The sequence below is a fragment of the Pedobacter sp. Leaf194 genome, from assembly GCF_001423945.1.
GTDB lineage: Bacteria > Bacteroidota > Bacteroidia > Sphingobacteriales > Sphingobacteriaceae > Pedobacter.
In genome coordinates, this window is record NZ_LMPU01000009.1 from 831,341 (window position 1) to 856,342 (window position 25,002).

26 protein-coding genes are annotated in these 25,002 nt (G+C 40.9%); 13 read left to right on the forward strand and 13 right to left on the reverse strand.

The window, feature by feature from the left end; translation table 11 throughout:
* Nucleotides 1–5: 5 nt before the first annotated feature.
* The 8 genes from ASG14_RS13970 to ASG14_RS14005 all read right to left on the reverse strand — a co-directional run bounded on the left by ASG14_RS13970 (nt 6) and on the right by ASG14_RS14005 (nt 6,019).
* Nucleotides 6–479, reverse strand: coding sequence for a Dps family protein (locus tag ASG14_RS13970; protein WP_056871649.1), 474 nt, complete (start codon nt 477–479; stop codon nt 6–8).
* 137 nt (nt 480–616) lie between these two features.
* Nucleotides 617–1,162 (reverse strand): 4'-phosphopantetheinyl transferase superfamily protein, encoded by a 546-nt coding sequence (locus tag ASG14_RS13975; protein ID WP_056871650.1) that lies wholly within the window; start codon nt 1,160–1,162, stop codon nt 617–619.
* Complete coding sequence (locus tag ASG14_RS13980) at nt 1,152–1,412, reverse strand: acyl carrier protein (RefSeq protein ID WP_056871651.1); 261 nt, start codon at nt 1,410–1,412, stop codon at nt 1,152–1,154. Before ASG14_RS13980 ends, ASG14_RS13975 begins: the two co-directional genes overlap by 11 nt.
* Nucleotides 1,405–2,685, reverse strand: a complete 1,281-nt coding sequence (locus tag ASG14_RS13985; RefSeq protein WP_056871652.1) for a beta-ketoacyl synthase — start codon at nt 2,683–2,685, stop codon at nt 1,405–1,407. The genes ASG14_RS13980 and ASG14_RS13985 overlap by 8 nt, the downstream gene beginning before the upstream one ends.
* Nucleotides 2,678–3,124 carry a 3-hydroxyacyl-ACP dehydratase FabZ family protein gene (locus ASG14_RS13990; RefSeq protein ID WP_056871653.1) on the reverse strand — a complete coding sequence of 149 codons (447 nt, stop codon included), beginning with the start codon at nt 3,122–3,124 and terminating at the stop codon, nt 2,678–2,680. Before ASG14_RS13990 ends, ASG14_RS13985 begins: the two co-directional genes overlap by 8 nt.
* Before the next feature lies 1 nt (nt 3,125).
* Complete coding sequence (locus tag ASG14_RS13995) at nt 3,126–4,178, reverse strand: type III polyketide synthase (protein ID WP_056871794.1); 1,053 nt, start codon at nt 4,176–4,178, stop codon at nt 3,126–3,128.
* Entirely contained in the window at nt 4,175–4,885 is a 711-nt protein-coding gene (locus tag ASG14_RS14000; RefSeq protein ID WP_056871654.1) for a methyltransferase domain-containing protein, read from the reverse strand. The genes ASG14_RS13995 and ASG14_RS14000 overlap by 4 nt, the downstream gene beginning before the upstream one ends.
* Entirely contained in the window at nt 4,886–6,019 is a 1,134-nt protein-coding gene (locus ASG14_RS14005) for an NAD(P)/FAD-dependent oxidoreductase (protein ID WP_056871655.1), read from the reverse strand.
* Nucleotides 6,020–6,204: 185 nt separating this feature from the next.
* Between ASG14_RS14005 and folE the strand changes: the two genes are divergently transcribed.
* The 4 genes from folE to ASG14_RS14025 all read left to right on the forward strand — a co-directional run bounded on the left by folE (nt 6,205) and on the right by ASG14_RS14025 (nt 9,142).
* A complete protein-coding gene (gene folE, locus ASG14_RS14010) occupies nt 6,205–6,849 on the forward strand; it encodes a GTP cyclohydrolase I FolE (RefSeq protein ID WP_056871656.1) in 645 nt (214 codons plus the stop codon).
* Nucleotides 6,846–7,565: an SDR family NAD(P)-dependent oxidoreductase gene (locus tag ASG14_RS14015; RefSeq protein WP_056871657.1), complete on the forward strand. Its 720-nt coding sequence runs from the start codon at nt 6,846–6,848 to the stop codon at nt 7,563–7,565. Before folE ends, ASG14_RS14015 begins: the two co-directional genes overlap by 4 nt.
* A gap of 10 nt (nt 7,566–7,575) precedes the next feature.
* On the forward strand, nt 7,576–8,178 hold the full coding sequence (locus ASG14_RS14020) for a MarR family winged helix-turn-helix transcriptional regulator (protein WP_056871658.1): 603 nt from the start codon (nt 7,576–7,578) through the stop codon (nt 8,176–8,178).
* A gap of 127 nt (nt 8,179–8,305) precedes the next feature.
* Nucleotides 8,306–9,142, forward strand: coding sequence for a phytoene/squalene synthase family protein (locus tag ASG14_RS14025; RefSeq protein WP_056871659.1), 837 nt, complete (start codon nt 8,306–8,308; stop codon nt 9,140–9,142).
* Between the two features lie 94 nt (nt 9,143–9,236).
* On the opposite strand, the gene ASG14_RS14030 is transcribed toward ASG14_RS14025, so the two are convergent.
* The 3 genes from ASG14_RS14030 to ASG14_RS14040 all read right to left on the reverse strand — a co-directional run bounded on the left by ASG14_RS14030 (nt 9,237) and on the right by ASG14_RS14040 (nt 12,708).
* Nucleotides 9,237–10,475, reverse strand: coding sequence for an outer membrane beta-barrel family protein (locus ASG14_RS14030; protein ID WP_082491586.1), 1,239 nt, complete (start codon nt 10,473–10,475; stop codon nt 9,237–9,239).
* Complete coding sequence (locus tag ASG14_RS14035) at nt 10,450–11,403, reverse strand: TonB-dependent receptor (protein WP_056871661.1); 954 nt, start codon at nt 11,401–11,403, stop codon at nt 10,450–10,452. The genes ASG14_RS14030 and ASG14_RS14035 overlap by 26 nt, the downstream gene beginning before the upstream one ends.
* A gap of 93 nt (nt 11,404–11,496) precedes the next feature.
* Entirely contained in the window at nt 11,497–12,708 is a 1,212-nt protein-coding gene (locus ASG14_RS14040) for an AraC family transcriptional regulator (protein ID WP_056871662.1), read from the reverse strand.
* A 456-nt stretch (nt 12,709–13,164) separates the two neighbouring features.
* Here ASG14_RS14040 and ASG14_RS14045 point away from each other — a divergent pair, with 456 nt between their 5' ends.
* From ASG14_RS14045 to ASG14_RS14060, 4 genes are all read left to right on the forward strand, one after another.
* On the forward strand, nt 13,165–13,551 hold the full coding sequence (locus ASG14_RS14045; RefSeq protein WP_056871663.1) for a hypothetical protein: 387 nt from the start codon (nt 13,165–13,167) through the stop codon (nt 13,549–13,551).
* Nucleotides 13,552–13,664: 113 nt separating this feature from the next.
* Entirely contained in the window at nt 13,665–13,967 is a 303-nt protein-coding gene (locus ASG14_RS14050) for a hypothetical protein (protein ID WP_056871664.1), read from the forward strand.
* A 53-nt stretch (nt 13,968–14,020) separates the two neighbouring features.
* Nucleotides 14,021–15,598 (forward strand): glycosyltransferase family 39 protein, encoded by a 1,578-nt coding sequence (locus tag ASG14_RS14055; RefSeq protein WP_056871665.1) that lies wholly within the window; start codon nt 14,021–14,023, stop codon nt 15,596–15,598.
* A gap of 33 nt (nt 15,599–15,631) precedes the next feature.
* The gene (locus ASG14_RS14060; RefSeq protein ID WP_056871666.1) at nt 15,632–16,267 is read left to right on the forward strand and encodes an alpha-ketoglutarate-dependent dioxygenase AlkB; all 636 of its coding nucleotides are present in this window, start codon (nt 15,632–15,634) and stop codon (nt 16,265–16,267) included.
* Between the two features lie 24 nt (nt 16,268–16,291).
* Here the strand turns inward: ASG14_RS14060 and ASG14_RS14065 are convergent, their stop codons facing one another.
* Nucleotides 16,292–17,692 carry an alpha-L-fucosidase gene (locus ASG14_RS14065; protein WP_082491588.1) on the reverse strand — a complete coding sequence of 467 codons (1,401 nt, stop codon included), beginning with the start codon at nt 17,690–17,692 and terminating at the stop codon, nt 16,292–16,294.
* 186 nt (nt 17,693–17,878) lie between these two features.
* Between ASG14_RS14065 and ASG14_RS14070 the strand changes: the two genes are divergently transcribed.
* The 4 genes from ASG14_RS14070 (at nt 17,879) to ASG14_RS14085 (ending at nt 22,185) form a co-directional block, all read left to right on the forward strand.
* Nucleotides 17,879–19,327 (forward strand): sensor histidine kinase KdpD, encoded by a 1,449-nt coding sequence (locus ASG14_RS14070; protein ID WP_056871667.1) that lies wholly within the window; start codon nt 17,879–17,881, stop codon nt 19,325–19,327.
* A gap of 2 nt (nt 19,328–19,329) precedes the next feature.
* Entirely contained in the window at nt 19,330–20,034 is a 705-nt protein-coding gene (locus ASG14_RS14075) for a response regulator transcription factor (RefSeq protein ID WP_056871668.1), read from the forward strand.
* A gap of 355 nt (nt 20,035–20,389) precedes the next feature.
* Nucleotides 20,390–21,634 (forward strand): arsenic transporter, encoded by a 1,245-nt coding sequence (locus ASG14_RS14080; RefSeq protein WP_056871669.1) that lies wholly within the window; start codon nt 20,390–20,392, stop codon nt 21,632–21,634.
* 170 nt (nt 21,635–21,804) lie between these two features.
* Entirely contained in the window at nt 21,805–22,185 is a 381-nt protein-coding gene (locus tag ASG14_RS14085; protein ID WP_056871670.1) for a LytTR family DNA-binding domain-containing protein, read from the forward strand.
* 136 nt (nt 22,186–22,321) lie between these two features.
* On the opposite strand, the gene ASG14_RS14090 is transcribed toward ASG14_RS14085, so the two are convergent.
* Nucleotides 22,322–23,200 (reverse strand): manganese catalase family protein, encoded by an 879-nt coding sequence (locus tag ASG14_RS14090; protein ID WP_056871671.1) that lies wholly within the window; start codon nt 23,198–23,200, stop codon nt 22,322–22,324.
* Nucleotides 23,201–23,515: 315 nt separating this feature from the next.
* Between ASG14_RS14090 and ASG14_RS14095 the strand changes: the two genes are divergently transcribed.
* Nucleotides 23,516–25,000 (forward strand): gluconokinase, encoded by a 1,485-nt coding sequence (locus tag ASG14_RS14095; protein WP_056871672.1) that lies wholly within the window; start codon nt 23,516–23,518, stop codon nt 24,998–25,000.
* The last annotated feature ends 2 nt before the right edge of the window (nt 25,001–25,002 follow it).

Below are 25,002 nucleotides of genomic sequence, written 5' to 3' on the forward strand. Positions count from 1 at the left end.
GAATATTACCTGAAATAAGAGCGAATCATCCATGCCATTTCTTCATGGGTTTCCATAAGGGTGGTAATAAAATCGCTCGAACCGTAATCTTTATAGGTTTCTGCCAGGGGGCTGATGTTTCCACGTAAGAATTCGATAATGCTTTCGTGGTCTGCCAACAAATCTTTCATAAAACCTGGTCCATCATTTGCGCCCTCGCGATACTCGGTTAAATGCGTAAGGTCGAGGTAACTTTTCATTGTGGCAGGTGCAAAATGGCCAATTTTTCTGATGCGCTCGGCAACACTATCAACCATTTCGTCGAGCTGTTTGTATTGACTTTCAAAGAAAATGTGGTTTGCATGGAAATTGTCTCCCGTTACATTCCAGTGCGCATTTCTGGTTTTGGTATAGAGCAAAAATTCATCTGCCAATAGTTTTGCAAGTATGTCTGTTACTGCATTTGTGCTTTGTTCTGTGATTCCGATGTTAGCTTTCATGATTTAGTTTTTTTAGTTAAAGCTGAATTGCTTTGTTTTGATAGACTAAATCTCTGAAGGATTCTCATTAAACTGGCCGGCATTTCGGTGAAAGGGCAAAATCTATCGTTGAAACGGCAGCATCACTGCTAAAAACGTTATAGCAGATAAGCCAGGTCCAGAAAACGACCATGATGACTTACTGAAGCGATATGAGTGCTTCGAGTGCTTTCTATATAGATTTCAGGCAAGCCGGATTTGTCTTTCTGAAGGGATAAAGCCGGATACATCTTATCAAAATTACTTGCATAGCCGGCATGGTTTTCTGTTTGGATAATTTTGCAGTTTTCAAAGCTTGCAGGACTTTGATAACCTAGCGTGTGGATGCTAGCCTGTGTAATGTCGCTGTAGGTTGAAAATGTTTCACCCGAATAATTTACAGAACCAATTGCATGGGCAGCAAACAAATTGAAGCTACATTGGAAGGCTAAGGGGTTAAAACTGCGATGACCCGTGTTTCTGTTCACGATTTTATAAACTGACTCTTTCATGCTCCACATTAACCAGACCACGCAATCGGGTTGATTTGAATCTCGAATAAATTGCTGTTCGGCTGGCAAAAAAACCTTCGACAAATAGTTTTTTCTTTGCCAGTTGCTTTGGATTTTGGCCAGCTTCAAATCCACTACATCATTACCCAGCATTTTCAGCTTGTTTCTGCGCTATAATTTCCAGTGTTGCTTTTACATTCAGCATTTTTGCCATGGAGTCATTATCTATTGCGATGTCGAATTTTTCTTCAATGTCGAGCACAATATCCACCAGGTTTGCAGAGTTTATTTTCAAGTCTGTAATAAAATCTGTGTCTTCAGTGATGTGTTCCAATGCAGTCTTCTCTTCCGTGTAAGGCGTAATAATCTCTTTAAGGCCGGCAAGTATGTCGTTTTTATTCATTGTGGTATTTTTTTAAAATTAAACAGGCGTTTACATCTCCAAAACCGAAGCTTGCTTTGGCTAAAATATCAAAGTTTTTCTTTATTGTTTTACGGGGTATCTTTTGTTCATCTATAAGTAAAGCGATTTCCGGATTTAAGTCATTGCAGTTTACGTTAGGAAAAATGAAACCTTCATGCAGTTGCAAAACACTTGCAACACATTCTATGCTTCCCGAAGCGCTGATGCAGTGCCCAATCATTCCTTTTAGCGAATTGATGTAGGGGAAGTTCTCCTTCGAGCGGTTCAGGGCTATTTTCCAGTTTTCAATCTCTAATGCATCTTTACTTGTTGCTGTCAAATGTCCGTTAATTACTTCAACATCTTCGGCTTTGATACCGGCATTTTCTAGTGCTGCAATAATACAACGCTGAACGGCCAGGGGGTTTGGCGCAGTCATAGTGCCTTCGCCACGCTGCCCGCCAGAATTTAGAGAACCGCCAATTATCTCGGCATAAATTTTAGCTTTTCTAGATAGGGCGCTGTCGAGTGATTCCAACACCAGCGCCCCTGCGCCGCTACCCGGTACAAAGCCACTTGCCGTTGCACTCATTGGCCTGCTTGCAGTATGCGGTGTATCATTGTGTTTAAAAGTACAAACCTTCATCGCATCAAAGCCGCCCCAAATGTAGGGGCCGCTATCGCTTGTGCTGCCGGCAAGCATTCTTTTTGCTTTACCCGATTTAATATGCTCATAAGCCAGCAATATGCTTTCTGCACCCGTCGCACAGGCCGAAGAATTTGTGCTGACGCGGTTGCCAAGGCCAAGTTTTCCGCTTATAAAGGCACTCACGCCGCTGGCCATGGTTTGGGCAACAACACTGCTGCCAAGTTTACGGATTCCGAGCTCGTCTATCTTGTTAATTGCCCATCTAAACTTATTAATGCCCGAGGTGCCCGTACCAAAAAAAGTACCGCTTTCCCAATCGGGCTCATCTGCGCCGGCGGGCAGTAAACCAGCATCACGCCAGGCATCAAGACCGGCAATGACACCATATACAATTCCTGAACTATCCATACTGCGCATTTCAAGGGCAGAAAAATATTGATCTATCCGCTCTTCATCAAGTGTTGGTTTACCCGCTACCTGGCAGGAAAATCCGAGCCGTTCGAGTTCAGGCTGATGGGCTATGCCAGATAAGCCGCTCTTAATGGCATCTGTAAATGCTTCCACAGTTGTTCCATTTGGCGCACAAATTCCTAATCCCGTAACTACAACCCTGTTTTCACTCATTTGAATTCATTGTTAACATACCTGATATTGTTCCTTTACAAACGGTATCACCACTTTCATCTTTCATAATAACCCGGCAAGAAAGTTTGTTAAACCTGAAATAAATCTTCTCACTATTAACCAAAACCTTTGTTCCGGGGTAAACTGGCTTTAAAAAATCAACTGAACTGGAGGTCATTGCCACTCCGATACCTTTCACCACTTCTGTTTCTGCCGTTAAAAAAATACCCAGGCAAACAAGGCCTATTTGTGCCATCGTTTCGGTGAGTATCACGGCTGGGGTAATGGGAAAATCTTTAAAGTGCGACTGGTAAAACGGCAGGGACTCATCGAATGTGTATGTTCCAGTGATGCCATTTTCGCTAATGCTAAGCAAATCTCCTACAAATAAAAAGTCTTTCCCGTATGGGAGTTTGGCTAAAATCTCTTCTTTTGTCATGCTACCATTTCAACAGTATCCTTTGCGCAGAAAAGCCCGGGCCAAAGCTGAGCATCAATCCCGTTTCACCAGGCGGTGGATTCGTTTCCAGATAACGCTGCAAAACGTAAAGTACCGTAGCGCTACTCATATTGCCATATTGCCTTAAAATCTCTTTAGTCTGGTCGATGTTTTTTCCGAGCGCACCAAAAAGTTCTTCAACTACCTGAATAATTTTCTTTCCCCCGGGATGAAAAATCAAGTGGTTTATATCGGCAATTTCCATCCCATTCTTCGATAAAAAAGGATGAATGATTTCCGGAAAATGTGAGGCAATTGTTTCAGGAACTTCCACATCCAACACCATTTGAAGTCCGCTATCGGTTAGTTTGAAACCCATCATATCTTCCGCTTCGTAAAAATGATACATCTCTTCAGCTACAATTTCCGGACCCTCGTCTGCTTCATCAGAACTTAGCAGCACGCAGGCAGCTCCGTCTCCAAAAATTGCCGCACTCACAATATTGGCCATCGAGAAATCATTTAGCTGGAAAGTGGCCGTTGGCGATTCCACAGCAACAACAGCAGCTCTCTTTCCGGGGTTTGCTTTCAAAAAGTTCTTCGCATAAATAATTCCGGAAACACCTGCTGCACAACCCATTTCGGTAACCGGCAGGCGCACAATATCCTGCCTTAAGCCGAGGGCGTTAATCAGGTAAGCATCCAGCGAGGGTATCATAATGCCGGTGCAACTTACGGTAATGATGAAATCCAGATCCTTTGGTTGCCAGTTTGCCTGCCCAAGGGCAACAGATAGGCACTCTTTGCCTAGTTTGATTACTTCCCTGATGTAAATGTCGTTCCGCTTTTCAAAACTCAACTCAGAAAACACTTCTTCTGGCGCCATTATCGAGTACCGTTTATCTACCGCTGCGCCTTCAAATATCTTTTTAACTTTTCTAATAAAGCGCTCATCCTGACCGTTTAGCCAAACATCCAGAAAGGGCAAAATTTCAGAAGTTTCCCTGGAAAATTCGGGTAAGGCTTTACTTACTGTTTTTATTTTTACGCTCATATTGTTTTTATAACCCATAAATATCTAAAAGCCCATCGCCAGCCAATATAGCTCGAAGTTGTATTCAAAGCTTTCGTATAGCCATTCAAATCCTCGCGTTTAAATCCCCGAAGTATGGAAACCAAGCCGTCTTCCCTAGACATATCGTTTAGTCTGAAAACATAACTTAATGCCGTAAAAAGCCGATAGGCGATACTGCTCCGTTGAAGGTCGTTAACTACAATACCTACGAAAACGCCTTTACGAAGGTTGTTCAAAAGCTTTATTATTTCGCTATCCGAGAAATGGTGCAGTGTAAGGGTAAAAAGCATAACATCGCATGTTTCCGGTTCTTTCGATTCATCGAAAATATCGCTGCACTGATACCGGATTTCGGGGTAAGCCTGCGAGCAACTTATCGCATGGTCGATGGTACACTTGTTTGCGTCGATTCCCTTTAACTCGAAGTTGAGTTTATGTTTTTTGGCATAATCGGATAGCATCCTGAGCATTGCGCCATTGCCGCAACCAACATCTGTAATCCTTAGCTTTGCGGTTTGGTTGTTTTTCATCAACATCCTGATACCTTCCAGCGTCACTTTATTGCCGCCAAGCAGCTTATTAATTGCGGCGATTTTATCAAGCGCATCGGTTAAAATATCACCTTCCATTGCAAAATCGTCCATAATTTCTGGAGCGGTACTTCGTTTCGTTGTATCTATTGGCATTTAATCAGGGATTGAAATTGGTTTTCCGTGAGTTAATTTAATGGTTGTAGAAAGCAGTTTGGGTAGTTTTGCAAGTGTACCCAATGCGAATTTCTGTATTGGTGCGCTTGCAAAAACGGCAGATAACAGTTTGCCCGCAATGAGCCTGCGCTGAAATAAATTTTTCCATTGTGCGGTATATTCTTTTTCCATTTCTTCCCTTAAAATTTGCCTGTCTTTTAGAAAACGCGTAACCAGTTCAGAAGCGATTTTTGCGCTGTGTATTGCCATTGCCATCCCGTTTCCGCAAAGCGGATGGATTAGTGCAGCTGTGTCGCCCAGCATAATGATGTGCTCAAAAACCGGTTCCTTTGCCTCAAAACAAATTTGACTTATGGTCATTGGTGCCTCGAAAAGCATTCTTGAACTTTCTAAGATTTTTTTCAGAAAGTTATTTTTATAGAGAACCTGTTGCTGATAATTTTCGATGTTTTTGAAACGCTTAAAACTGTTATAATCTGCCAGATAACAAATGTTTAATTTATCGTTTTCGACTTTTGATACACCACAATAGCCGCCACTAAAATTATGTAAGGCAACGCGGTTTGAAGGAAAATCGCCCTGGTAATGTGCTTTAACGGCAAGATAAGGCGATTTTTGTTGAATGAAACGCCGGTTTAGAGATTTATCGAGGGTAGACCTTTTACCAAAGGCCCCAAGAACCTGTTTTGCACTCAGTTCTTTTCCAGAAGCGGTTTCAATATAAAAACCTTCATCACGATGTTTTATGTTAGTCACTACATCAAAAACAAACGAAATCCCTCTTTTTAAGGCTTCAAGGTAAAGAAAATGATCCATCGCGTAACGACTCAAGCCAAAACCGCCAAGCGGCAAATTTGCACTCATAGAAGTGCCCGCTGGCGAGGTGAATTGCAACTGTGTAATTATTGATGGATTTAAATCATCAAACGAAATACCCAGCCATTTTAAATAAGGAAGTACTTCGTTGGAAACATATTCGCCACAAACCTTATGGTGTGGGAAAGTATTTTTTTCAATTAGTGTGACCTGAAACCCCGTTTTTTGTAAATGCAGCGCCGCAGTTAAGCCAGCTAGTCCACCACCAATTATAAGGATTTCAGTTTCAATCTGCATATGTTTAAGGTAACAATTTCTCTGGTTTATTGTTCAAAAAACAATTGCAGTTTTATAAAGTTGCATTTGTAAGTGAGCGCCATTTTTTGGGTTATAACTTTAAAATTATAACGCCCCTAAAATTTAATAGTATATTAATAATGTTATAAATATATAAATAATATATAAATATACTATATTGCACAATGCAAAACGATAGTTCCTCACTAAATATTTTAAACACGAAAACTTCAACACCATTGAAGGAGGATGCTTTTTTAATGGATGATGAAATGAAAATATCGCTGATTTCCGAGCGTTTTGGCGAAATACTAGAAATTTTAGGGCTTGACCTGAGCAATGACAGTTTGAAAGGCACGCCAGACAGAATTGCTAAAATGTACGTTAAGGAAATTTTTAGCGGCTTAAATCCGGCGAACCGGCCAGAACCCACCCTGTTTGATAACAGCTTCAGCTACGGAGAGATGCTTGTAGAAAAGAACATATCGGTGTTTAGCAACTGCGAACATCACTTTGTGCCCATAACCGGCAAAGCTCATGTGGCTTACGTGAGTAGCGGAAAGGTTATTGGACTTTCCAAACTCAACAGAATTGTTCAATACTATGCGCAAAGGCCGCAAATACAGGAAAGGCTTACTATCCAGATTGCCGAAGAAATTGCGCAGGTTTTAGCAACTGACGATGTTGCAGTCATGATTGATGCAAACCACCATTGTGTATCTGCAAGGGGGATTAGAGACATTTCAAGTTCAACCATTACCACTTATTTTGGAGGTCAGTTTAAGGATAAAGATAAAAAAAATGAATTTTTAACCTACATCAGCAAATGAGATTCGAAGATAAAAACATCCTTGTAATAGGCGCCAGTTCTGGTATTGGTCTTGCGCTTACCGGGCTTTTGGAGCACGAGGGCGCAAAGGTATTTGCGGCAAGCCGTAGTCGTTCAGACAGTTGGCCTGAGTCTGTAAAATTTCAAACGCTCGATGTAACCGAAGGGTTTGATACCCTCGGCCAATTCTTACCCGAAAAGCTACACGGACTTATTTACAGCGTGGGGAATATTAATTTGAAGCCTTTTTCCAGATTGACTGAAAAAGACTTCGTTGAAGATTTTCGGCTGAATGTGCTCGGTGCCGCGATGTCAATTCAGGCTTCGCTAAATGCTTTAAAAAATGCTAGTCAAGCGTCGGTAGTATTGATAAGTTCTGTTGCCGCAAGAACCGGAATGGGTTTCCATGCAAGTACTGCCACTTCCAAAGCCGCGGTAGAAGGACTTGCTTTGTCGCTTGCTGCCGAGCTCGCCAGCCTTGGCATAAGGGTAAATGTAGTCGCTCCATCGCTAACAGATACGCCAATGGCTTCAAAATTTCTGAATACGCCCGAAAAGATCCAGGCATCAGACAAAAGACATCCGATAGGGCGATACGGAAAAGCGAAAGACGTAAGCGCCATGATTGCATTTTTATTATCGGAAGATAGTAGCTGGATAACCGGACAGGTAATTTCCGTTGACGGCGGTATGAGCACTTTGCGAACCAACCTTTAAAGCCAAAATTATGATGTACAAGCTAATCAACGACCTTGTTAATTCGGTGAAAACCTACGAGGAATCTGGCACAAATGCAGTGGAGGATGTTTCTTCTTTTATTGACTGGCTTAAAGACAACGTAAAAACGGGCGACACCATCACTGGGGCTAACTGGGCCGGAAAGGAAAGCGGCAGATCTGCAGACAGTGTTATCAATACCTCCCTTGTACACGTATACCGGTTTGCGAGGTCGCACGCACGGGCAGCCATAACGGGTAGCAGTTTTACCACGCCTGATGAATTTATTTACCTGATTACACTTTCAAGCATGGGCAGCATGAGTAAAACTGCGCTGATACGGGAGAACATTCACGAAAAGCCCGCGGGTGTGCTTATTATCAACAGGTTGATTGAAAAAGGATTTGTAGAGCAAAAATCTATGGAGGGTGATAAGCGAAGCCGGATTATTCACATTACAGAGAGGGGCAGAACAGCCCTAAAAGAACGGATGACTGCCATTAGGGCGGCCTCTGCAAACGTGACTGAACCACTTTCGCCAGCGGAGAAAACAAAGCTGATTGAACTTCTTGCTAAGCTGGAAGACTTTCATCATGCAAAGAATGAAAAATAATCAGGATTATGGAAGATTTTGGCATCTGAAGATTTCAAATTTTGCAGGTTACGCCTAATTTGAAAAGCAAACGCCAACTAACTGGTGGCATGGATTTAAGATTTCCTTGCCGCTGTTTTAAAAAACTATGAAAAAAATATTTGATGAAGTTTCTGCACAATGCAGTCAATTAGTCACCAAAAGGTACAGCACCAGCTTTTCACTGGGAATACGCTTTTTGGGAAAAGAGCTAAGGGAGCCGATATATTCGATATATGGATTTGTTCGCCTTGCAGATGAAATTGTGGATAGTTTCCACGATTACGACAAGGAAGCCATGCTTGGGAAACTGAAAAGAGAATGCTTCGAAGCGTTGGAGGAGCAGATTAGCATTAACCCGATTTTGAACGCCTTCCAGGCTGTAGTAAACCGGTATCAGATTGAACGGGAGCTTATTGAGCTATTTCTTGAAAGCATGGAAATGGACCTGCTCAAGAATGAATACACCCCAAAAAAATATAAAAAATACATTTTGGGTTCGGCTCAGGTTGTGGGGTTAATGTGCCTTCGGGTTTTCACCAACCGCGATAACAATGCTTACTCGCAGCTTAAGCCATCAGCAATGATGCTTGGTTCTGCGTTTCAGAAAGTCAATTTTTTACGGGATATTAGTGATGATTACTCTAAGCTGAGCCGCAGCTATTTTCCTGGTGTAGACATTCCGAAATTTTCCAACCGGGAAAAGTTGTCAATCGAAAAAGAAATATCCGATGAATTTAACTCGGCGCTGGAGGGCATCAAATTATTACCTGCTTCTTCGAGAAATGGTGTTTATCTTGCATACACTTATTATAAAAAGCTTTTTGATAAAATAAGAAGGAAAGATTCGCAAGCGGTTTTACAGGAAAGAATCCGGATATCGAACTTCAAAAAATTTCTGCTTATGTGTAATGCTTCCCTGCGCTACAAAGCAAATAAGTTATAAAAGCGTTTTATAAATTGCTTCAATACCTTTGGCCAATCTAATCCAAATTAAGATTGGCCAAAGCATTTAGCGATACAAACAGAACGATAAGTTGCTAACCTCGCGATTTAATCCTTCCCTGCTCTTCAGTTTTCTCTTTGCCACTCAAAGCTTTAACTTTTTTGTTTCCAAAATTATAGTTTAAGCCAACATACAAGCCGCGACTTTCCCACTTCCTGGAATTGCGTTGACTTACATTGCCAATTACTGCGTTTTGGGTCCATTTTTGGGTATCGAAGATGTCTCGCATGGCGAGGCTGCAGTTAATCCTTTCTTTAAATAAAGGTTTTTTAAGCGTAAAATCTACGCTGTAAATTGGTTTCGTTTCATAAATAGATGAGCGACTTGCGTAATTGAACCAGGCGCTAAGACCTGCTTTCCAGCCTTTACCGAGTTCGACCGTGTTGCTCAAATAACTGTTGAAACCAACCCCGCCCTGGTTAATTGTAGTTAAACCGGGGTAGCGAGACAAATCTGCCTTATAAAACTGATAATATGGTTCAGCAGAAAAGTAACCGCTCCAGGCTCTAAAAAGTTTAAAAGGTGTAGATAAACTCATATTCAAAAAGCTTCTGCGACCGGCATTTACGGGCAGTTCTAAAGTTTGATCGCCTTGCTGGATTCTTATCACATCTATAAGATCTGCTGTCGTGCTATAGCTCAGTTTGAGCTGGCGCTGCCCGTTAAAAGTATAATCGAGTTCTACACTTTGCGTAAACTGAGGCAAAAGAAGCGGGTTTCCCCTCGAAGCATAATAAAAATCGGTACGATAGAGATATGGGTTTTGATCCTGAAAAGATGGCCGGCCAAGGCGCCTGTTATAGGTAAGGCCGATACTGTTATTTTCATTTATCTGATACCTAAAAAAGAAGGTTGGAAAAAGGTTGAGGTAAGACGTATCTGGCTTGGCGGTCCTGTTTCCCAACTCATCTATCGAAAGTCCGTTCATGTTGGTATATTCCCCCCGGAGGCCAGCCTGAACATTAATTTTACCAAAAGTTCTTTCTAGTGAAAGGTAGGCCGCCATTATTTTTTCAGCATAGTTGAAATCATTCTTTTGAAAGATTTGTGAATTATCAGTAGCCGTTTGAACGCCCTGCAACAGGTTGGCAGTTTCACTAGAAGAAAATTTGACTCCGGATTCTAAATTTGCTTTACCCAGCTTTTGAGTATAATCTGCTTTGATGGAAATAAGATCTATTTTGTTGTCGGTATTATTTTGAGATTTTGAACTTCGTTTGGTAACCGCAAAAACATTATCTACATGGTTACCAAGAATTGCGGTGTAATGCAGCCAATCGGCCTAGTACTAGCTTTTCATCTTTTTTGCCCGTGAACTGGTAATTAAGGTTGGCGCCGAAACGATTTTCAGTCATATTTGCCAGTGCAGTAGTTGAAAGCACATCAGCATCGCTACCAGACACAATCGTTTTTGCAGTTGAAGGAAAGTCATCCCATGTTCTCTGGTAAGAAAGAATGGTACCAAGTTTGCTTTTTTTGTTTAATTCAACCTCCATTCCCGAGCGCAACATGGTATTGCTGTAACCTTGACGTTCCGTTCCAGATTGGTTTAACACTTTGTCAGCAAGTATGCGATCGCTCGTAACTTCGGTAAACTGAAGACTATTGTCGAGGTTGGCATTAAAAAAAGCGCTGACTGCTTTCGTTTTTAGATTCAAATTAGCGGCATCATTCTGTTTGTAGTGTTGCATTTGCTGGTACCCGGCCAAAAGGTTTCCGCTCAAGCCATTGGCATCTGATTTTTTGAAAACAAGGTTGATAATCCCTGCGTTGCCTGCAGCGTCATATTTTGCTGAAGGATTGGAAATTACTTCTATGGTTTTCAGTGTAGCCGCAGATGTACCTTTCAGCAAAGTTGCGAGTTGCTGCGCATTAAGCATCTGCATCCGCCCGTCTAGCATTACCTGAATACTTGCTTTGCCACTGATCTTTACATTGTCCTGCCCATCTACAGTTATGCCCGGGACCTGGCGCAAAATTTCGAGCGCATTTAGTCCGGCAGCAGCAACCATCGACTCTACATTTAGTAGTATTTTTCCTGTTTTAATCTGAACGATTGGCACAGTGCTTTTTATCTGCACATCATTTAGTTTGTAGGTTTTCGTCGTGTCTATTTTTCTATCGACCGTTGCGTTTTCAGTTTGTGCAAGTGCGACAAAGTTGATAATCAGAAGTAGAAATAAAATTGATAGGAGTTTCATATATCGGTTTTTTCTTCAAAACTCCGAATTATGGTAATGCCCATCGCCTCACATTATAATTTGAGACAACAACTATAGGTATCAGATTATAATTTAGGCCTTATAGGCAGGTTCGAGGTAATCTTTTGGTGTTTTACCGGTAAATTTTTTAAAACTCCTGTTAAAGGTTGCTTTCGAATTAAAGCCCGCATCGAAGGCAATTGCAAGCAATGTCTGGTTTTTAAAAGCTGGCATTGCCAGTCTGTTGATCACCGCATTAACCCGATATTGATTTATATAGTCGTTAAAATTAAGTTCAAATTGCTGGTTTACAACCCTGCTGAGCAGCACCTGATTTGTTCCAAGTTTTTTTGCTACCTCACTCAAAGTAAGGTCAGCCCTTTCGAAAAGAAATTCCTTTTCCATCAGTTCTAAAAGTTCTTTCCCGAGTGTAATCATTTTTTCGTCTGATTTTACCGGCATGCCCGAATTGCTGTTTTCCTCGATGGTTTCAGCTGGCGAAAGTATTTTTGGCTCATCGAAACCGGAAAGCAGCGCTGGGTAAAACTGCAGTTTATGCAAAGGAAGGTGTACTGCATGGAAGGCATTTATGGCGATGTAATAGACAACAAGCGCAAATCCGAGATAATAATACCAGGGACCGAAATACCGCATCCGCTCAAAAAATTCGAAATTTGAAAGTATCGTTCTGATGATTGGCAAAACACTCAATAAAGCAAAAGCGTAAAGAAAGTTTCGTAACCATTTTAAACTTGCCTGATCGGCGAAAGATGTTGCAATTGCAGTGTAGCGCTTATATTGGTTATAGTACCTGATTGCCAGAAAAAGATAAATTAACACGCTAACCATCGATAGCATGGTATAGCATTCTGCAAAATCAGCATCTTCATATTCATTCGTAAAATGATATCCTTTGTAAAAAATGAGATCTGCGAGGCTTGTAGCTACGCTAATGAACAGATAAAGAAATCCGGGCAAAAAGTGTAACCAGTTAGCACCTTTAATGCGGAAGCTATAATTGAATATCGACCGCGTATAAAAATACAAAAGCGGACCAATAAACAGACTGTGAACGAAGGGAATAAAGAACAGGATATCGCGATAAGGCTGATTATCGTACCAGCCTGCGAAACCGACCATAAATGGCACGATGAGCAATGCAGCAATAAGCAGGAACCAGCCCAGCAATTTGTCGGCATAATTATCCTGACTGAAACTTCTCTTAAAGCAGAGAAAAGCGTACACCAAAATATGAAAAAAGAAAATTAAAAGCAGCGAGCTTTGCAGGCCGAATTGGAAAAGCATAGGCGGAATTTAGCAAAAAGTATTTCTAATTTAGGCGTATAAATTGGTGATAGCAAGGCCGTAGATCAATATCTTAAATTATATTGAGCGAAATGATAGGATTTTTTGGTTGGGATTTCGTTGAGCGATGGCAAAGTTAGGAAATATAGAAAACCACGCAAAGCGACAAGGCAATATCTGATTTAACCTGATGGGTTTAGAAGGGAGCAATGAAGCAGCCGTTGATGAAATTTCCATGATGATAGATATGGCCAAAAAAGGTTAAAATGAATATCAATTTGTAAATCGCATTTAGTTTCTGTTTTACGGCAAACTAAAGGCGATTTGCCTTTTCACACACTTCTTTCGCGCTCCATCAAAGAAAATTTAATGGACAAATCTCCCTAATTATTTACAAAACGTTTACCGTTTAATTTCGAAATTACATTTGCTTCTCTGTATTTTGATAAAAAAAACATGAAAGCATTTGCATTAACAGTCAGCCTGTTCCTATTTGGAGTTTCCGGCTTTGCTCAAATTTATAAACCAATTGTAAGCACCAATAAAACCTATAGGGAAACGCTCAAAGGCGTTAGTTATACTTACAAAGATGGTGTTGTAACATTAAAAAACAACGGGAAATTTGATTTAGGTACAGTGAGTATTATCGCAGAATCAAAGTCTGATCCCTCTCTTTTTGGCATCGCCTTGTTTGAAGATGGCGTATATAGAAATAAAGTTTATAAAATGAGCGTATACTTCACATCTTCCGCCAAAAAAAATGATGATGAAGTTCCGCTGAAGGCAATTGACCAGCCAAATTTAATTTTCTCTTTCGATAAGGCAACCCGGGCAATGCCGTAATTTTCCCTACCAGACCGAGGTTTTGTACGCGATTAAAATGGCAGATTAATCTTTTAACAGCATTGGCAAAACACAATCTTTGGAAAAGTGTTGTCTTTATAAATAAAACTACCATGCAACCATTCAATGTAAAAATTGGCGAAGGCGATTTATGTCAATCGTATACAGTACTGCCCGAAAAGGATTATTATTCGATAATGTTTAATGATAAGATAATTTGTGCTATTGAAGAAAAAGATGGAAACTGGGTTGAGATTCCGCTTGCAGAAGTTCATAGTCACGACCTTGAAATAAAATCTAGCGGTGTTCACCAGCAGGGCGCTGCTTTAGAAGTTCCGATAGAAGAGATTGGCAGGGAAATCTCGCTTATTTTGGCGGGCCTTCCAGAATCATCGCAGGATGAAACTTGCAATTAAATTTTTTAGTTTTATTCGAATTCCATTATCGATATGAAAGAAAAGGGCATTGAATGCTGATAAAGTCTCTAAAGATTAAGGATGGCGTCAATCCGGATTATGGCGCACATCTTTTAATCCTTTTTTTTGGAATTCTTAAATTCAGCTTGCACCTCATTACTATAAATGGCTATGGTTTGCATGCTGATGAATTATACTACATCGAATTAAGCCGTCGATTTGAATGGGGTTACCTGGATATTTCGCCGTTTGTAACCTGGATGGCCAGATGTGCTTCAATTTTTGGAGAATCGACCTTCGCGTGGCGTTTACTCCCAATCCTGTTTTCTTCTTTTACCGTAATGCTTACGGGATATTTAGCCCGAATATTAGGCGGTGGGAAATTAGCGATTGCCATTTCATGTTCGGCAATTATTTGCTCACCAGCCGTACTTGCCACCTCCTACCTGCTTCAACCGGCGGTTTTTGACCAGTTTTTATGGGTGCTGTTAACATTCGCACTTATTGCTTTTCAAAAAGAAAGGCAAAGAAGGTATTTATATCTAGCCTCCCTGGCTTTCTCTTTCGGGATGCTTAATAAATACACCATTCTTTTTTACGCACTTTCGCTGGTGCTCGGTTATTTAATCTTTTATCGAAAAACATTCCGCTTTAGTGAACTGAAACTTTGGGCAGGTCCGTGTATGCTTTCTGTTGCCGTGCTTTTCCCTAACATGCTTTGGCAATGGCAGCATGGCTTTCCAATTTTTCATTATTCTGGCGTTGTTGCCAGCGGGGCATTACAGGTTGACGTAGGAGATTACCTTTTTCAATTATTTTTTTTCCACGGCGCAAGCGTGGCCGTGTGGACTGCAGGCCTTTTTTTCATCATTTTTCAGAAAGAGAATCAACAAAGTCAAAGGATATGGGCATTTTCCTTTCTGCTGATAATTGCTTCCCTCCTTTTGCTCAAAGGAAAACTGTACTACGGACTTGGAATCTTTCCGCTTTTTTTTGCATATGGTGGGTATTGCTGGGAGATGATGTTCAACAAAAGCAACCGAACCTTCAAAGTGTTGTTTTTCATTGTTGTTTACCTATTCGGTATCCTCAGTCTACCTTTGGTAATTCCTTTATTTTCATTGCCGGTGTCGAAAATCTACATCACAAAAATGATTAAGTTGACCAGCTTTTCGAGGCCCATGCTTTGGGAAGATAACACCGTGGGAACGATACCCCAATTTTTTGCAGACATGACGGGCTGGGATACGGCGGCAGCGAAAGTGATGCAGATTGCAGAAAGCTACCCCGACAAAAAAATGATGGTTCTAACCGACGATTACGCCATAGCGGGAGGAATGAAGTACTTTGGCGGTCCTGACATGCCTCAGGTCGTGTCGCCACAAAATAGCTTTTCGCTCCATTCTCCGGCTTCCTTAAAAGGAAAAAATATTATTTACCTCTTAAAAAACAAGATTGAAAGAGCTGAACTATTAGCGGAAAACGTGAAGTTTGCTGAGGCGCTCGAGATAGAAAATTCGCATTTAAACGGCATCCACATTTATATACTTTTTAATGCGAGTCCACATTTACAAAAGATTTATCGCTCCGAAAGAGAAGCTTTTTACCCGCAAGCCAGACATGCTTTTTAACAACAATCCGACAAATATTTTGTTGTTAAAAGCATGGAAACAGCAGTACCCGGTTTATATATATACCCGAATTTTATCGATGAAGAGTTGGAAGAAAAGTTGATGGCTGAGATTGACAGCCAGACTTGGATGGTTGATTATTTGCGTCGGCTGCAATATTACGGCTTTAGAAACGAACTTGAAAAACCGTACGATCTGATTTCGATCCCTTTGTCGATTCCGCCACAGATTGCTAAGTTGGCAGCGCAGATAACTGATAAAAACATTCTTATCCAACGTCCTGACCAGGTAATTATTAACGAATATTTACCGGGCGAAGGCATTAAGCCACACAAGGACAGAAATTATTACGAGAATCAGATTTGTGGCGTAAATTTGGGAAGTGGCTGCGTGATGCGGTTTATTAAGGCAAAAAATATCGAAGTAGTGGATATAGAAATTCCCAGGCGATCGTTGTACATAATGCAGTATGACGCCCGTGCGAAGTGGAGTCACGGAATTCCGCCACGAAAAAAAGATAATATTAATGGAGCACTACATCATCGTGACCGAAGGGTTTCCATCACTTACCGCAAAGTAAAACCTTCGAAGGTAAAAAGCATCAACCCTGAAGGACGCGTTGCGGCAATTTTACAGGAGAAATTCCACATACCGCCGGGCGATATTTAGCTACCAGCCAGATTTTAAATGTCTCTACCTCCGTTCATTGTAAACGCCAAATTCTGCAAGTTCAGGAGGGCGGCTAAACTTTGAAAAGGTAATTTTAATTTTTTCGCACCAAATTCTATCAAACCGAAAGATACTCACTTTCCGTTCGCCGGTTTGCTCTGCATTAATAGGATTCCACTTTCCGTTGGCAAAATAGCTTAGGGTATATTCACATGGATTTTTCGATGTGATTACCGCCATGTTGCACGCCTCTGCCCGCTCGAAGGTTATTTCATACCAAGGCGCTTTTACCGTAGGGTTAGATGACCAGCTCGAGCGAAAACTATCGTCGTTTGCAAAATCCATAATGTTCATGTCATCGCTCCAGCTTGCATCGCTTTTGGCATGCTTTGCTATATTACTGGATATTATAGGTGCCGGATAGTTACCAAGTTTTGCAGACTTAGCCGGTGTTTTGTAAATTTTACCCATCTCCTGCAATGCAAGCAGGGCATTATCGTCAATCAATCCATTTTTATTAGGCGCCACGTTAAGTATAAAATTACAGTACGCACCATTGTATGGGACTACAAACTTGTTAATTAGTTCGGCAGCGTTTTTAACCGGCGTAGTTGGAAAGGAAGTTTTCCAGAACCAGTTAGCCTGAAGTGGAAGGCATGCGAGGGCCGGCAATTTGTTGCTTTCCTTGGAGATAAATTGGCCGGCGCCTTGTTCATAAGATTTAATATCAGTGTAAAACAGCGCCTCAGTTGGATATTTTGCTGCATTAAGATCCATCACCAGGCAATTAGGCTGGAGCGATTTTATAAGTCTGTAAATATCTTCGAAAGGAACATCATCATAAGAAATTCTAGACCAAGGGGCATCCCATCCATCTATAACAAGGGCGGTAATTTCCCCGTAATTAGTAAGCAATTCCGTTATCTGATCCTTAATCAATTTAATGTGTGCCGCCGTTATCTGGTTCGGGCGAATGTCATTATGGGTATCCAAGATGGAATAGTAAAGCATAACTTTAAGGCCGTTTTTGCGAAAGGCATCTGCGTATTCCTTAACAACATCCCGCTTTAAAGGCGTGTTCATTACATTGTAAGTGGTTGTTTTTGTGTCCCAGATTGGAAAGCCGCTATGGTGTTTAGTGGTTAGGCAACCATAAGTCATATTTGCAGATTTTGCTGCCTTTGCCCATTGGTCTGCATCAAGCTTTGGAGAATCAAAAAGCGAAAGTGACGCATTAGGATCAGACCAATCCTGATCCATAAAGGTTGGCATCCCGTAGTGAATAAACATACCAAACCCGAGATCAACAAATTTCTGCTGCAATTCGCGAAGAGGTTTAGGCGATGCATTTTGCTGTGCATTTGAAGAAAAAATTGTAAATCCTAAAAGGAAAAAAAATGCAGTTATACTTTTTTTAAACGTCATATCTCTGGATGTTTATTATTTTTTTGCCAACCGCGATGCATTTAGGTTTTAACGGCGTCCTCGGTATTCAAAATTCAAAGTTACGAAGCAAATGCTTGCAATTTATATAATGAATGTTTAACAGATGTTTAACAGAACCTTAACGACGGACGCTTAATAAAAAAAATCCGTTACATTTATTGGCTAATGAAAGTGCGTGTTTATAAATGGGTCGTTTTAATCAGTTTTCTGATTCTTATTTTGGTTCAACTCGAACTTACCTACAACACGTATGTTTTGCGAGACAGAGAATACAGGCTTAAGGAAAAACAGCTTATTAAGGATGCGTACGGAAAAAGCATCGCCGATGATAAGGTTTATCAAGGTGGGGGCAAAATCCTCGATTCTATCCTGTCTGAAAAAATGCCTTTGCTAAAAAGAACCTACCTTGAAAATCCGAAAAAATTTAAAGGAACTGCGCAATTGGTTAGCAGCGCAATCTTTACTGAGCTAAAAAAAAGGAGCACGATGGATAGCGTATTTCAGTCGATAATTAAGCGCAACCAGCTCGACCCAAGTCTCAAATACCTGCTCACATTCGAATCTATTGAGGTAAACTTCAACAACCGGACGGATAACATTTATGTGTATAAAGGTTCCTCTGGGAAACAGGTTCAGAATACCAATGCTGGCAATTACGGTTTTATAATCGATGGTACGCTTGCATCGCCCAGTGAACTGAACATGGTTACCAGCCTCGCCGTTAACGGGACTTTGCTTTACGATTACCGCGTTACCTTTGACCTTTTCGTTGATTCGCCCAATCGCCCGCTAAAGGTTTTCTATAATATGCTGCCAACCTTTTTACTTGTTGGACTTTGCATCATTATTATGTTTGCAATTAATTACTATACTTTTAAAAACTGGATGCGGCAGAAAAAAGAGGCAGAAGTAAAGTCAGATTTTTTAAACAGTATAAAACACGAACTCAACACGCCCATTGCCACCATTCTTATTGCCAGCAAAAGCCTCGATGAGGAAGATGTTATAACGGACAAAAACCGGGTAAGAAACCTGGCTCAGATTGTTGAACGGCAAGCCAGGCGCCTACATGCCCATATTAACCAGATGCTCGAAATTTCGGAAATCAGAAAGCACATCAGCCTGCAGGAAACTGATCTGAATTACGCGATACTTACATTTGTAAGCGATTACCGAATAAAACTTCAATCTTCTGATGACTTAATTTTTGACCTACATGAATCAGAAAATCTGGTGATGCTCGACAATTTTGCGTTTACAGCAATGGTTCAGAATATCGTTGATAATGCTTTTAAACATAACGTTAGTGTAAACAAAAAAGTCAAAATTTCTATCAGCGAAGGCCCAAACAGCTTTTTTTTACACATTAACGATAATGGCAACGGGATGAATAAAAAACTTGAAAAGAAGATTTTCGACAAGTTCTTTCGAGCCCAAACAGATACGTCGGTACCTGGACTGGGTCTTGGACTTTACTATGTGAAACAATGTATCGACCTTCATGGGTGGAGCATAAAGCTAGAAACAGAAGTCGGCAAGGGTACGGAATTCATTATCCGAATTCCCAGAATCAGTTTTCAGAACAGATTAGAAAAGGGTACTAAAAACGACTAAATATGGGTTACGATATCGTCATAATCGAAGATGAGGCTGACCTCGGAAATGTGATTACGGAGTATTTAAAGTTACGCGGCTTCAGTGTGCTTTGGTTCGATACACCGGCGGCAGCTATCGAATATTACAAGGCAAGCCCAGCCAATAATAAACTTTTTATTGTAGATGTTCAGCTCCCCGGCATGAACGGATTTGAACTCGCCGCCGAGATAATTAAAATAAATGCGAATCAGCCTTTCTTTTTCCTTACTGCACACAACGAGAAACAAGACCGGATAAGAGGGCTGAAATTAGGCGCCATCGATTATATTTCCAAACCATTTGAAATTGAAGAACTGGTGCTTAGGATTGGTAATGTCATCAGCAAATTCTCAGAGCTGCCTGCCAAAACTGCTCACACGCAACGTTCATTTATAGAAATTGCCGACATGCGCTACCATCCCGATCAGCTTTACCTCATCATGCCGGATAATCGTGAAGTATCGCTTACCGTGCGTGAAGCCGAAGTTTTGGAGCACCTGGCACGAAATATTAATTCGCTCGTTAAGAAAAAAGATATCCTTTTCGCGTTATGGGGAAATGACGACTATTTCAACGGAAAAAGCCTCGAAGTTTTTATATCCAGACTAAGAAGGCTTTTTAAATCTTCAAATGAAGTTAGTATTGAAAATGTTTATGGAATGGGCTACATTCTGCGGGTGAGGTAAATGACGTAAAGCAAACACCGTTTTCATTAATCTAAGTTTGCTTAAAATGCTTTCTCCTTAAAATCCTAAGCAAGGCTGGATAGTAATTAGAACTTTTTTGTTTGCGCTCAATATTTAGTATTAAAAGAATTTTATATACACTTGCATGCGCAATTAATTGATAACTTCTGGCGGTATGGGCGTATTGCTTTTATGGTTTCTGCATGCGCTCTGCAATTACTTAGTATTGTTTTTTAGCAAAACTGATGTGATAAGTATTTCGCCTCAATGCCAAATTAAAAGCAGCTATCTTGCAAACTAAACCCTGCACAGATAAAGACGTTCATTCCTTTATAAACAAGTTGCAGGCGAACGCATGGATACAACATTAATAATACTTATCTCGATTCTGGCGATAGCGGGCGTAATTTTCAGACCCTTAAAAGTTTCCGAATACATTTGGGCATGTGCAGGTGCCGTGCTTTTAGTTTTGCTGGGTTTATTGACAGTTTCCGGAGCCCTTTCTGGTATATTGAAAGGCACCGATGTGTATTTCTTTCTTGTAGGCATGATGATGCTTGCTGAAGTTGCAAGAATTGAAGGACTGTTCGACTGGCTTGCTGCCAAAGCCACCAACCTCGCAAAGGGCTCGGCTATAAAATTGTTTTTCCTTATCTACCTCGTAGGCACAATTGTAACGGTATTCCTCTCTAACGATGCAACCGCAGTTGTACTTACCCCAGCGGTAATTGCGGCGATGAAAGCCGGGAAAGTCAAAAACCCGATGCCTTATCTTTTAATATGTGCCTTTATCGCCAATGCGGCATCATTTGTTTTACCAATTTCAAATCCTGCAAACCTGGTCATGTATGGGAAACATCTTCCTTCCCTACTCCAATGGATGTCCGGATTCTTGCTTCCTTCAATCGTTTCTATTATTGCAACCTTCGTTGTTTTGTTCCTTTTGCAACTTAAAGGATTAAAACAGCCGGTAGAAAGAGAAATCCCGGTTCCCAATTTATCACCTGGTGGAAAAACCGCACTTGCAGGCATTGTATTATCCGCAGTCATTTTACTCATTTGTTCTGCAAAAGATATTGCGCTTGGCATGCCAACGTTCGTTGCAGGTTTGATGGTGGTAACTGTTGTATTTTTTATTGCTGCAAGAAATCCGATTTATATTGCAAAGGGTATATCGTGGCAAGTTTTACCGCTGGTTGCAGGCTTGTTTGTAATTGTGGAGGCACTAAGCCAAACAGGTTTAACAGATTCTGCCGCACATTTACTTATGCAGCATGCCCGGCAAAGTTTGGTTGCTACAAGTTGGCAAAGTGGAATTTTAACAGCCTTTGCCTGCAATTTAATGAATAATCTTCCTGCGGGGCTCACCGCATCTAATGTAATCCTTGCTGCAAATCCACCAGAACTAATTAGAAGGGCAGTTTTAATCGGTATAGATCTCGGACCGAATCTTTCTCTTACTGGTTCTCTGGCTTCAATTCTGTGGCTGGTTGCTTTAAGGCGTGAAAATTATGTGATCAGCGGCTGGAGTTTCTTAAAAACGGGCATTTTTGTTATGACAATTCCACTTCTTCTGGTTATCGCATCGTTATTTATTTAAAGGGTAGAAGTTTGTTCACTTAAAAAAAAGTGTAAAGTCCGTAACGGCAACAATCCTTAAAAGCCTTAGGCTTTGATTTTAGCTTAATTTTCAACCCCTTATACCGTTATCCTGGCAAATCAGCACAATAGTTCTGAAAACTTTTGAACGAAGTTCATGTTGTATTCTTTATGAAAATTTCGGAAAGGAAATATACATGTGCTGTAATAGATGACGACTTCAGTTCGATAGGAATTTTGACTCAATACATATCAATGGTTCCAAAATTGAAATTGTACAAGAGTTTTCAAAATCCATTAACGGCAATAGAAGACCTCACGAAAGGCGGTGAAATAGATTTCCTTTTTTTGGATGTTAACATGCCTGTTTCGGGTTTTGACGTTGCAAAGTTATTGAGAGATAAGGTTAAGTATTTGGTTTTCGTTACCGGCCATCCCGAGCATGCATTGGCTGCTTTTGGCGCCGAAGCTGATAATTTCCTCGTAAAACCAGTGAGTTTTTCTAAATTCCTGAATGTATTGAATGCAGGCATTTCTTCCAAAGTTCTATAACTGTGGGTCGAATGTTTAAGGCCTATTATGCCCAAGCAAACAATAACAGATTTAACTGTTTAACAAAAAAAACCTTCCGCTGCTCGTGACCTAGTAGAAACCAGTATTTAGAACAACGAAAGGCTGAATTTAAATATTAAGGTAGAATAGTGTCTTTAATGTTTTCTAAAAGGCCTTTATCTTCCCCACTCATTTGCTGCGCCTGGGCATAACCTTTTACGTCGGGCATACCTAAATCGGGCGTTGGAGCACCAGGAACCGCCGGAACAACACGAAATTCGCCTTTACCATCAATTGATGAACCACTTGTCCACCTTCCGTCCTGTGTCATTGACTGGTCGATATTTGTTGATACAAATGCATAGTCAAATTCCGGCACTTTTATCTCCGTAGGGAATGTATTGGGGATTGGCAAATTTACTCCAACGCCGCCTAAATCTTCCAACACCGCTAACCATTGATTTTGATGCATCGCATCTCTGGTAATTAAAAATGACAGCATATCTTTCATACCGAAGTCATCTGTTAGCTCATACAAACGCGTGGCCAATACCCTTCCGGTAGATTCTGCCATCACGTTAGCATACATATCTGCGGCAATGTTTCCACTTCCTACCACCCACGAACCGTTAAAAGGGACACCATTGCTATCCACTGCCATTGCGGTAAGTCCGGATGAGATAACCTGACGGGGATCCATTCCACCCAGAATATTACTTACAATTGGATTTTCGCCTGCCACTTTATCTTTCAACTCGTTTGTAGCACCATCAAGGTTTAAGGCTACCGCAGTGCAAAGCATTTCAATATGCGAGATTTCTTCTGTACCGGTATCAAGCAGCATATCGCGGTACTTCTTCGGACCCCGGCTTCCCCATGCCTGAAAAAGGTATTGTAAGCAGACTCTGATTTCACCCTCGATTCCGCCGATGGCTTGCTGTAATAGTTTTGCAAATGCAGGATTTGGTTTGTCTACCCGTACTTTGTACTGCAAACTGTTGTCATGATAAAACATAGATTTTAAATTAAATTAATGAATTGATTATTAACATCTTTTGTAGCTATCGAAATCCTCCAAAAACCTTAAACCGCCTGAATTTTAGTGACTAGTCAAACAAGGCGAACATTGCTGTATGGCGATGGAAAAAATCAAGATGAGCTCTTTAAAAAACATTCCCAAAAAACCTAAAGTTTAAATCCCAAACCTTGATAAATACGGTATTGGGTGGAGAAAATACCTCATTTAGGGTGTAGTTATGCCCGCTTCTAATTTAACATTAAGCTTTACAGGTGCAGATAAAAAATGTAGATTGCAGTTTAAACCTTTTGCATGGAATATTTAATCGGTATTGATATTGGTACAGGTAGCACTAAAGCGGTGGCTTTAAATCTAAATTATGAACCTATTCAAACCAGTCAATTCTTTTATCCCACAACTTCATCATCTCAAGGGTATAGTGAGCAGGAACCAGCACTTATCTGGCAAGCATTTATTAACGCTATCAATCAGCTCGTGGCCGCACTTGGGCCTGATGTAAAAGCAATTGGTTTAAGTGCTGCAATGCATAGTCTGATTATGGTAGACAGTTTAGGTGGCGTGCTGGCGCCAATGATTACCTGGGCAGATAGCCGCAGTACGCAGGAAGCCAATAGCCTGAAGCAATCGGATTATGGTTACACAATTTACGAGGAAACCGGTACGCCAATACATCCAATGTCGCCACTTTGCAAATTGCTATGGCTAAAAAAGCATAACCAAAATTTATTTTATAAAACAGGCAAATTTATATCGATAAAAGAATACATATGGTTCAGGTTATTCGGCACTTTCAAAATAGATTATTCCATTGCATCCGCTACTGGTTTATTCAATATTTTAAACACTAAGTGGGATATAAATGCCCTGCAAATAGCGAATATCGATCAGGAAAAATTGTCGCAGCCTGTACCCACAAACTATACAGATAACGTTTTACTAGCAGATGCCGCAGCATTGTTGCCGGGTTTAAAAACAACGTTTGTAATCGGTGCCAGCGATGGATGCCTGGCAAATCTTGGCAGCGAAGCAACGACAGAAGGTGTTGCAACGATAACCATTGGCACAAGCGGCGCCGTAAGGATGGCCAGCACCAAACCATTGATCAATCGCAAGGCGATGACTTTTAACTATATTCTGGATAATCAAATTTTTATTTGTGGCGGACCCGTAAACAACGGAGGAATTGCACTAAAATGGCTACTTGAAAATATTTTTGAAGAAAAAGCCCTGTCGGAAGCGGTTTACGATTCGCTTTTTCAATCTGTGGCTACCGTAACTGCAGGTTGCGAGGGCTTGATTTTTCTCCCTTACCTAACTGGCGAGCGTGCGCCGATTTGGGATAGCGAAGCTTGCGGAACTTTCTTTGGTTTAAATTTGAGGCATAAAAAGTCACATATGGCCAGAGCAGTTATTGAAGGTATTTGCTATGCATTATTTGATGTACTAATTGCGCTCGAAAGCAGTTCACATAAAGTCAGCCAAATTAATGTGAGCGGTGGATTCATCCATTCCAAAGTTTGGATGCAGATTTTGGCAGATATAACAGGGAAAAAGCTGGTTTTGATAATGCAGGAGGATGCATCGGCGGTGGGTGCTGCTTACCTGGCTGCAAAAACGATAAACCTGTCAAAAGATTATCCCGCTTTCGCAAATTTAACACCGGAAGTGATACTGCCAAACCGGGGAAATCAAATGATTTACGAGAAAAAATTCCTCATATTTAAGCAGGTATATGCAAATTTAAGTGAAACCATGCACCAGCATTTAAACTCCTAAAA

Bases quoted from the DNA above. Each gene is read 5' to 3' on its own strand.
- ASG14_RS14045 (WP_056871663.1), top strand. From the start codon at position 13,165: ATGAAAGCATTTGCATTAACAGTCAGCCTGTTCCTATTTGGAGTTTCC.
- ASG14_RS13990 (WP_056871653.1), bottom strand. From the start codon at position 3,124: ATGACAAAAGAAGAGATTTTAGCCAAACTCCCATACGGGAAAGACTTT.
- ASG14_RS14050 (WP_056871664.1), top strand. From the start codon at position 13,665: ATGCAACCATTCAATGTAAAAATTGGCGAAGGCGATTTATGTCAATCG.
- ASG14_RS14070 (WP_056871667.1), top strand. From the start codon at position 17,879: ATGAAAGTGCGTGTTTATAAATGGGTCGTTTTAATCAGTTTTCTGATT.
- ASG14_RS14035 (WP_056871661.1), bottom strand. From the start codon at position 11,403: ATGAAACTCCTATCAATTTTATTTCTACTTCTGATTATCAACTTTGTC.
- ASG14_RS14020 (WP_056871658.1), top strand. From the start codon at position 7,576: ATGATGTACAAGCTAATCAACGACCTTGTTAATTCGGTGAAAACCTAC.
- ASG14_RS14095 (WP_056871672.1), top strand. From the start codon at position 23,516: ATGGAATATTTAATCGGTATTGATATTGGTACAGGTAGCACTAAAGCG.
- ASG14_RS14065 (WP_082491588.1), bottom strand. From the start codon at position 17,692: ATGACGTTTAAAAAAAGTATAACTGCATTTTTTTTCCTTTTAGGATTT.
- ASG14_RS14080 (WP_056871669.1), top strand. From the start codon at position 20,390: ATGGATACAACATTAATAATACTTATCTCGATTCTGGCGATAGCGGGC.
- ASG14_RS14055 (WP_056871665.1), top strand. From the start codon at position 14,021: ATGCTGATAAAGTCTCTAAAGATTAAGGATGGCGTCAATCCGGATTAT.
- ASG14_RS14085 (WP_056871670.1), top strand. From the start codon at position 21,805: ATGAAAATTTCGGAAAGGAAATATACATGTGCTGTAATAGATGACGAC.
- folE (WP_056871656.1), top strand. From the start codon at position 6,205: ATGCAAAACGATAGTTCCTCACTAAATATTTTAAACACGAAAACTTCA.
- ASG14_RS14060 (WP_056871666.1), top strand. From the start codon at position 15,632: ATGGAAACAGCAGTACCCGGTTTATATATATACCCGAATTTTATCGAT.
- ASG14_RS14005 (WP_056871655.1), bottom strand. From the start codon at position 6,019: ATGCAGATTGAAACTGAAATCCTTATAATTGGTGGTGGACTAGCTGGC.
- ASG14_RS14090 (WP_056871671.1), bottom strand. From the start codon at position 23,200: ATGTTTTATCATGACAACAGTTTGCAGTACAAAGTACGGGTAGACAAA.
- ASG14_RS13980 (WP_056871651.1), bottom strand. From the start codon at position 1,412: ATGAATAAAAACGACATACTTGCCGGCCTTAAAGAGATTATTACGCCT.
- ASG14_RS14015 (WP_056871657.1), top strand. From the start codon at position 6,846: ATGAGATTCGAAGATAAAAACATCCTTGTAATAGGCGCCAGTTCTGGT.
- ASG14_RS14000 (WP_056871654.1), bottom strand. From the start codon at position 4,885: ATGCCAATAGATACAACGAAACGAAGTACCGCTCCAGAAATTATGGAC.
- ASG14_RS13970 (WP_056871649.1), bottom strand. From the start codon at position 479: ATGAAAGCTAACATCGGAATCACAGAACAAAGCACAAATGCAGTAACA.
- ASG14_RS13975 (WP_056871650.1), bottom strand. From the start codon at position 1,162: ATGCTGGGTAATGATGTAGTGGATTTGAAGCTGGCCAAAATCCAAAGC.
- ASG14_RS13985 (WP_056871652.1), bottom strand. From the start codon at position 2,685: ATGAGTGAAAACAGGGTTGTAGTTACGGGATTAGGAATTTGTGCGCCA.
- ASG14_RS13995 (WP_056871794.1), bottom strand. From the start codon at position 4,178: ATGAGCGTAAAAATAAAAACAGTAAGTAAAGCCTTACCCGAATTTTCC.
- ASG14_RS14025 (WP_056871659.1), top strand. From the start codon at position 8,306: ATGAAAAAAATATTTGATGAAGTTTCTGCACAATGCAGTCAATTAGTC.
- ASG14_RS14040 (WP_056871662.1), bottom strand. From the start codon at position 12,708: ATGCTTTTCCAATTCGGCCTGCAAAGCTCGCTGCTTTTAATTTTCTTT.
- ASG14_RS14075 (WP_056871668.1), top strand. From the start codon at position 19,330: ATGGGTTACGATATCGTCATAATCGAAGATGAGGCTGACCTCGGAAAT.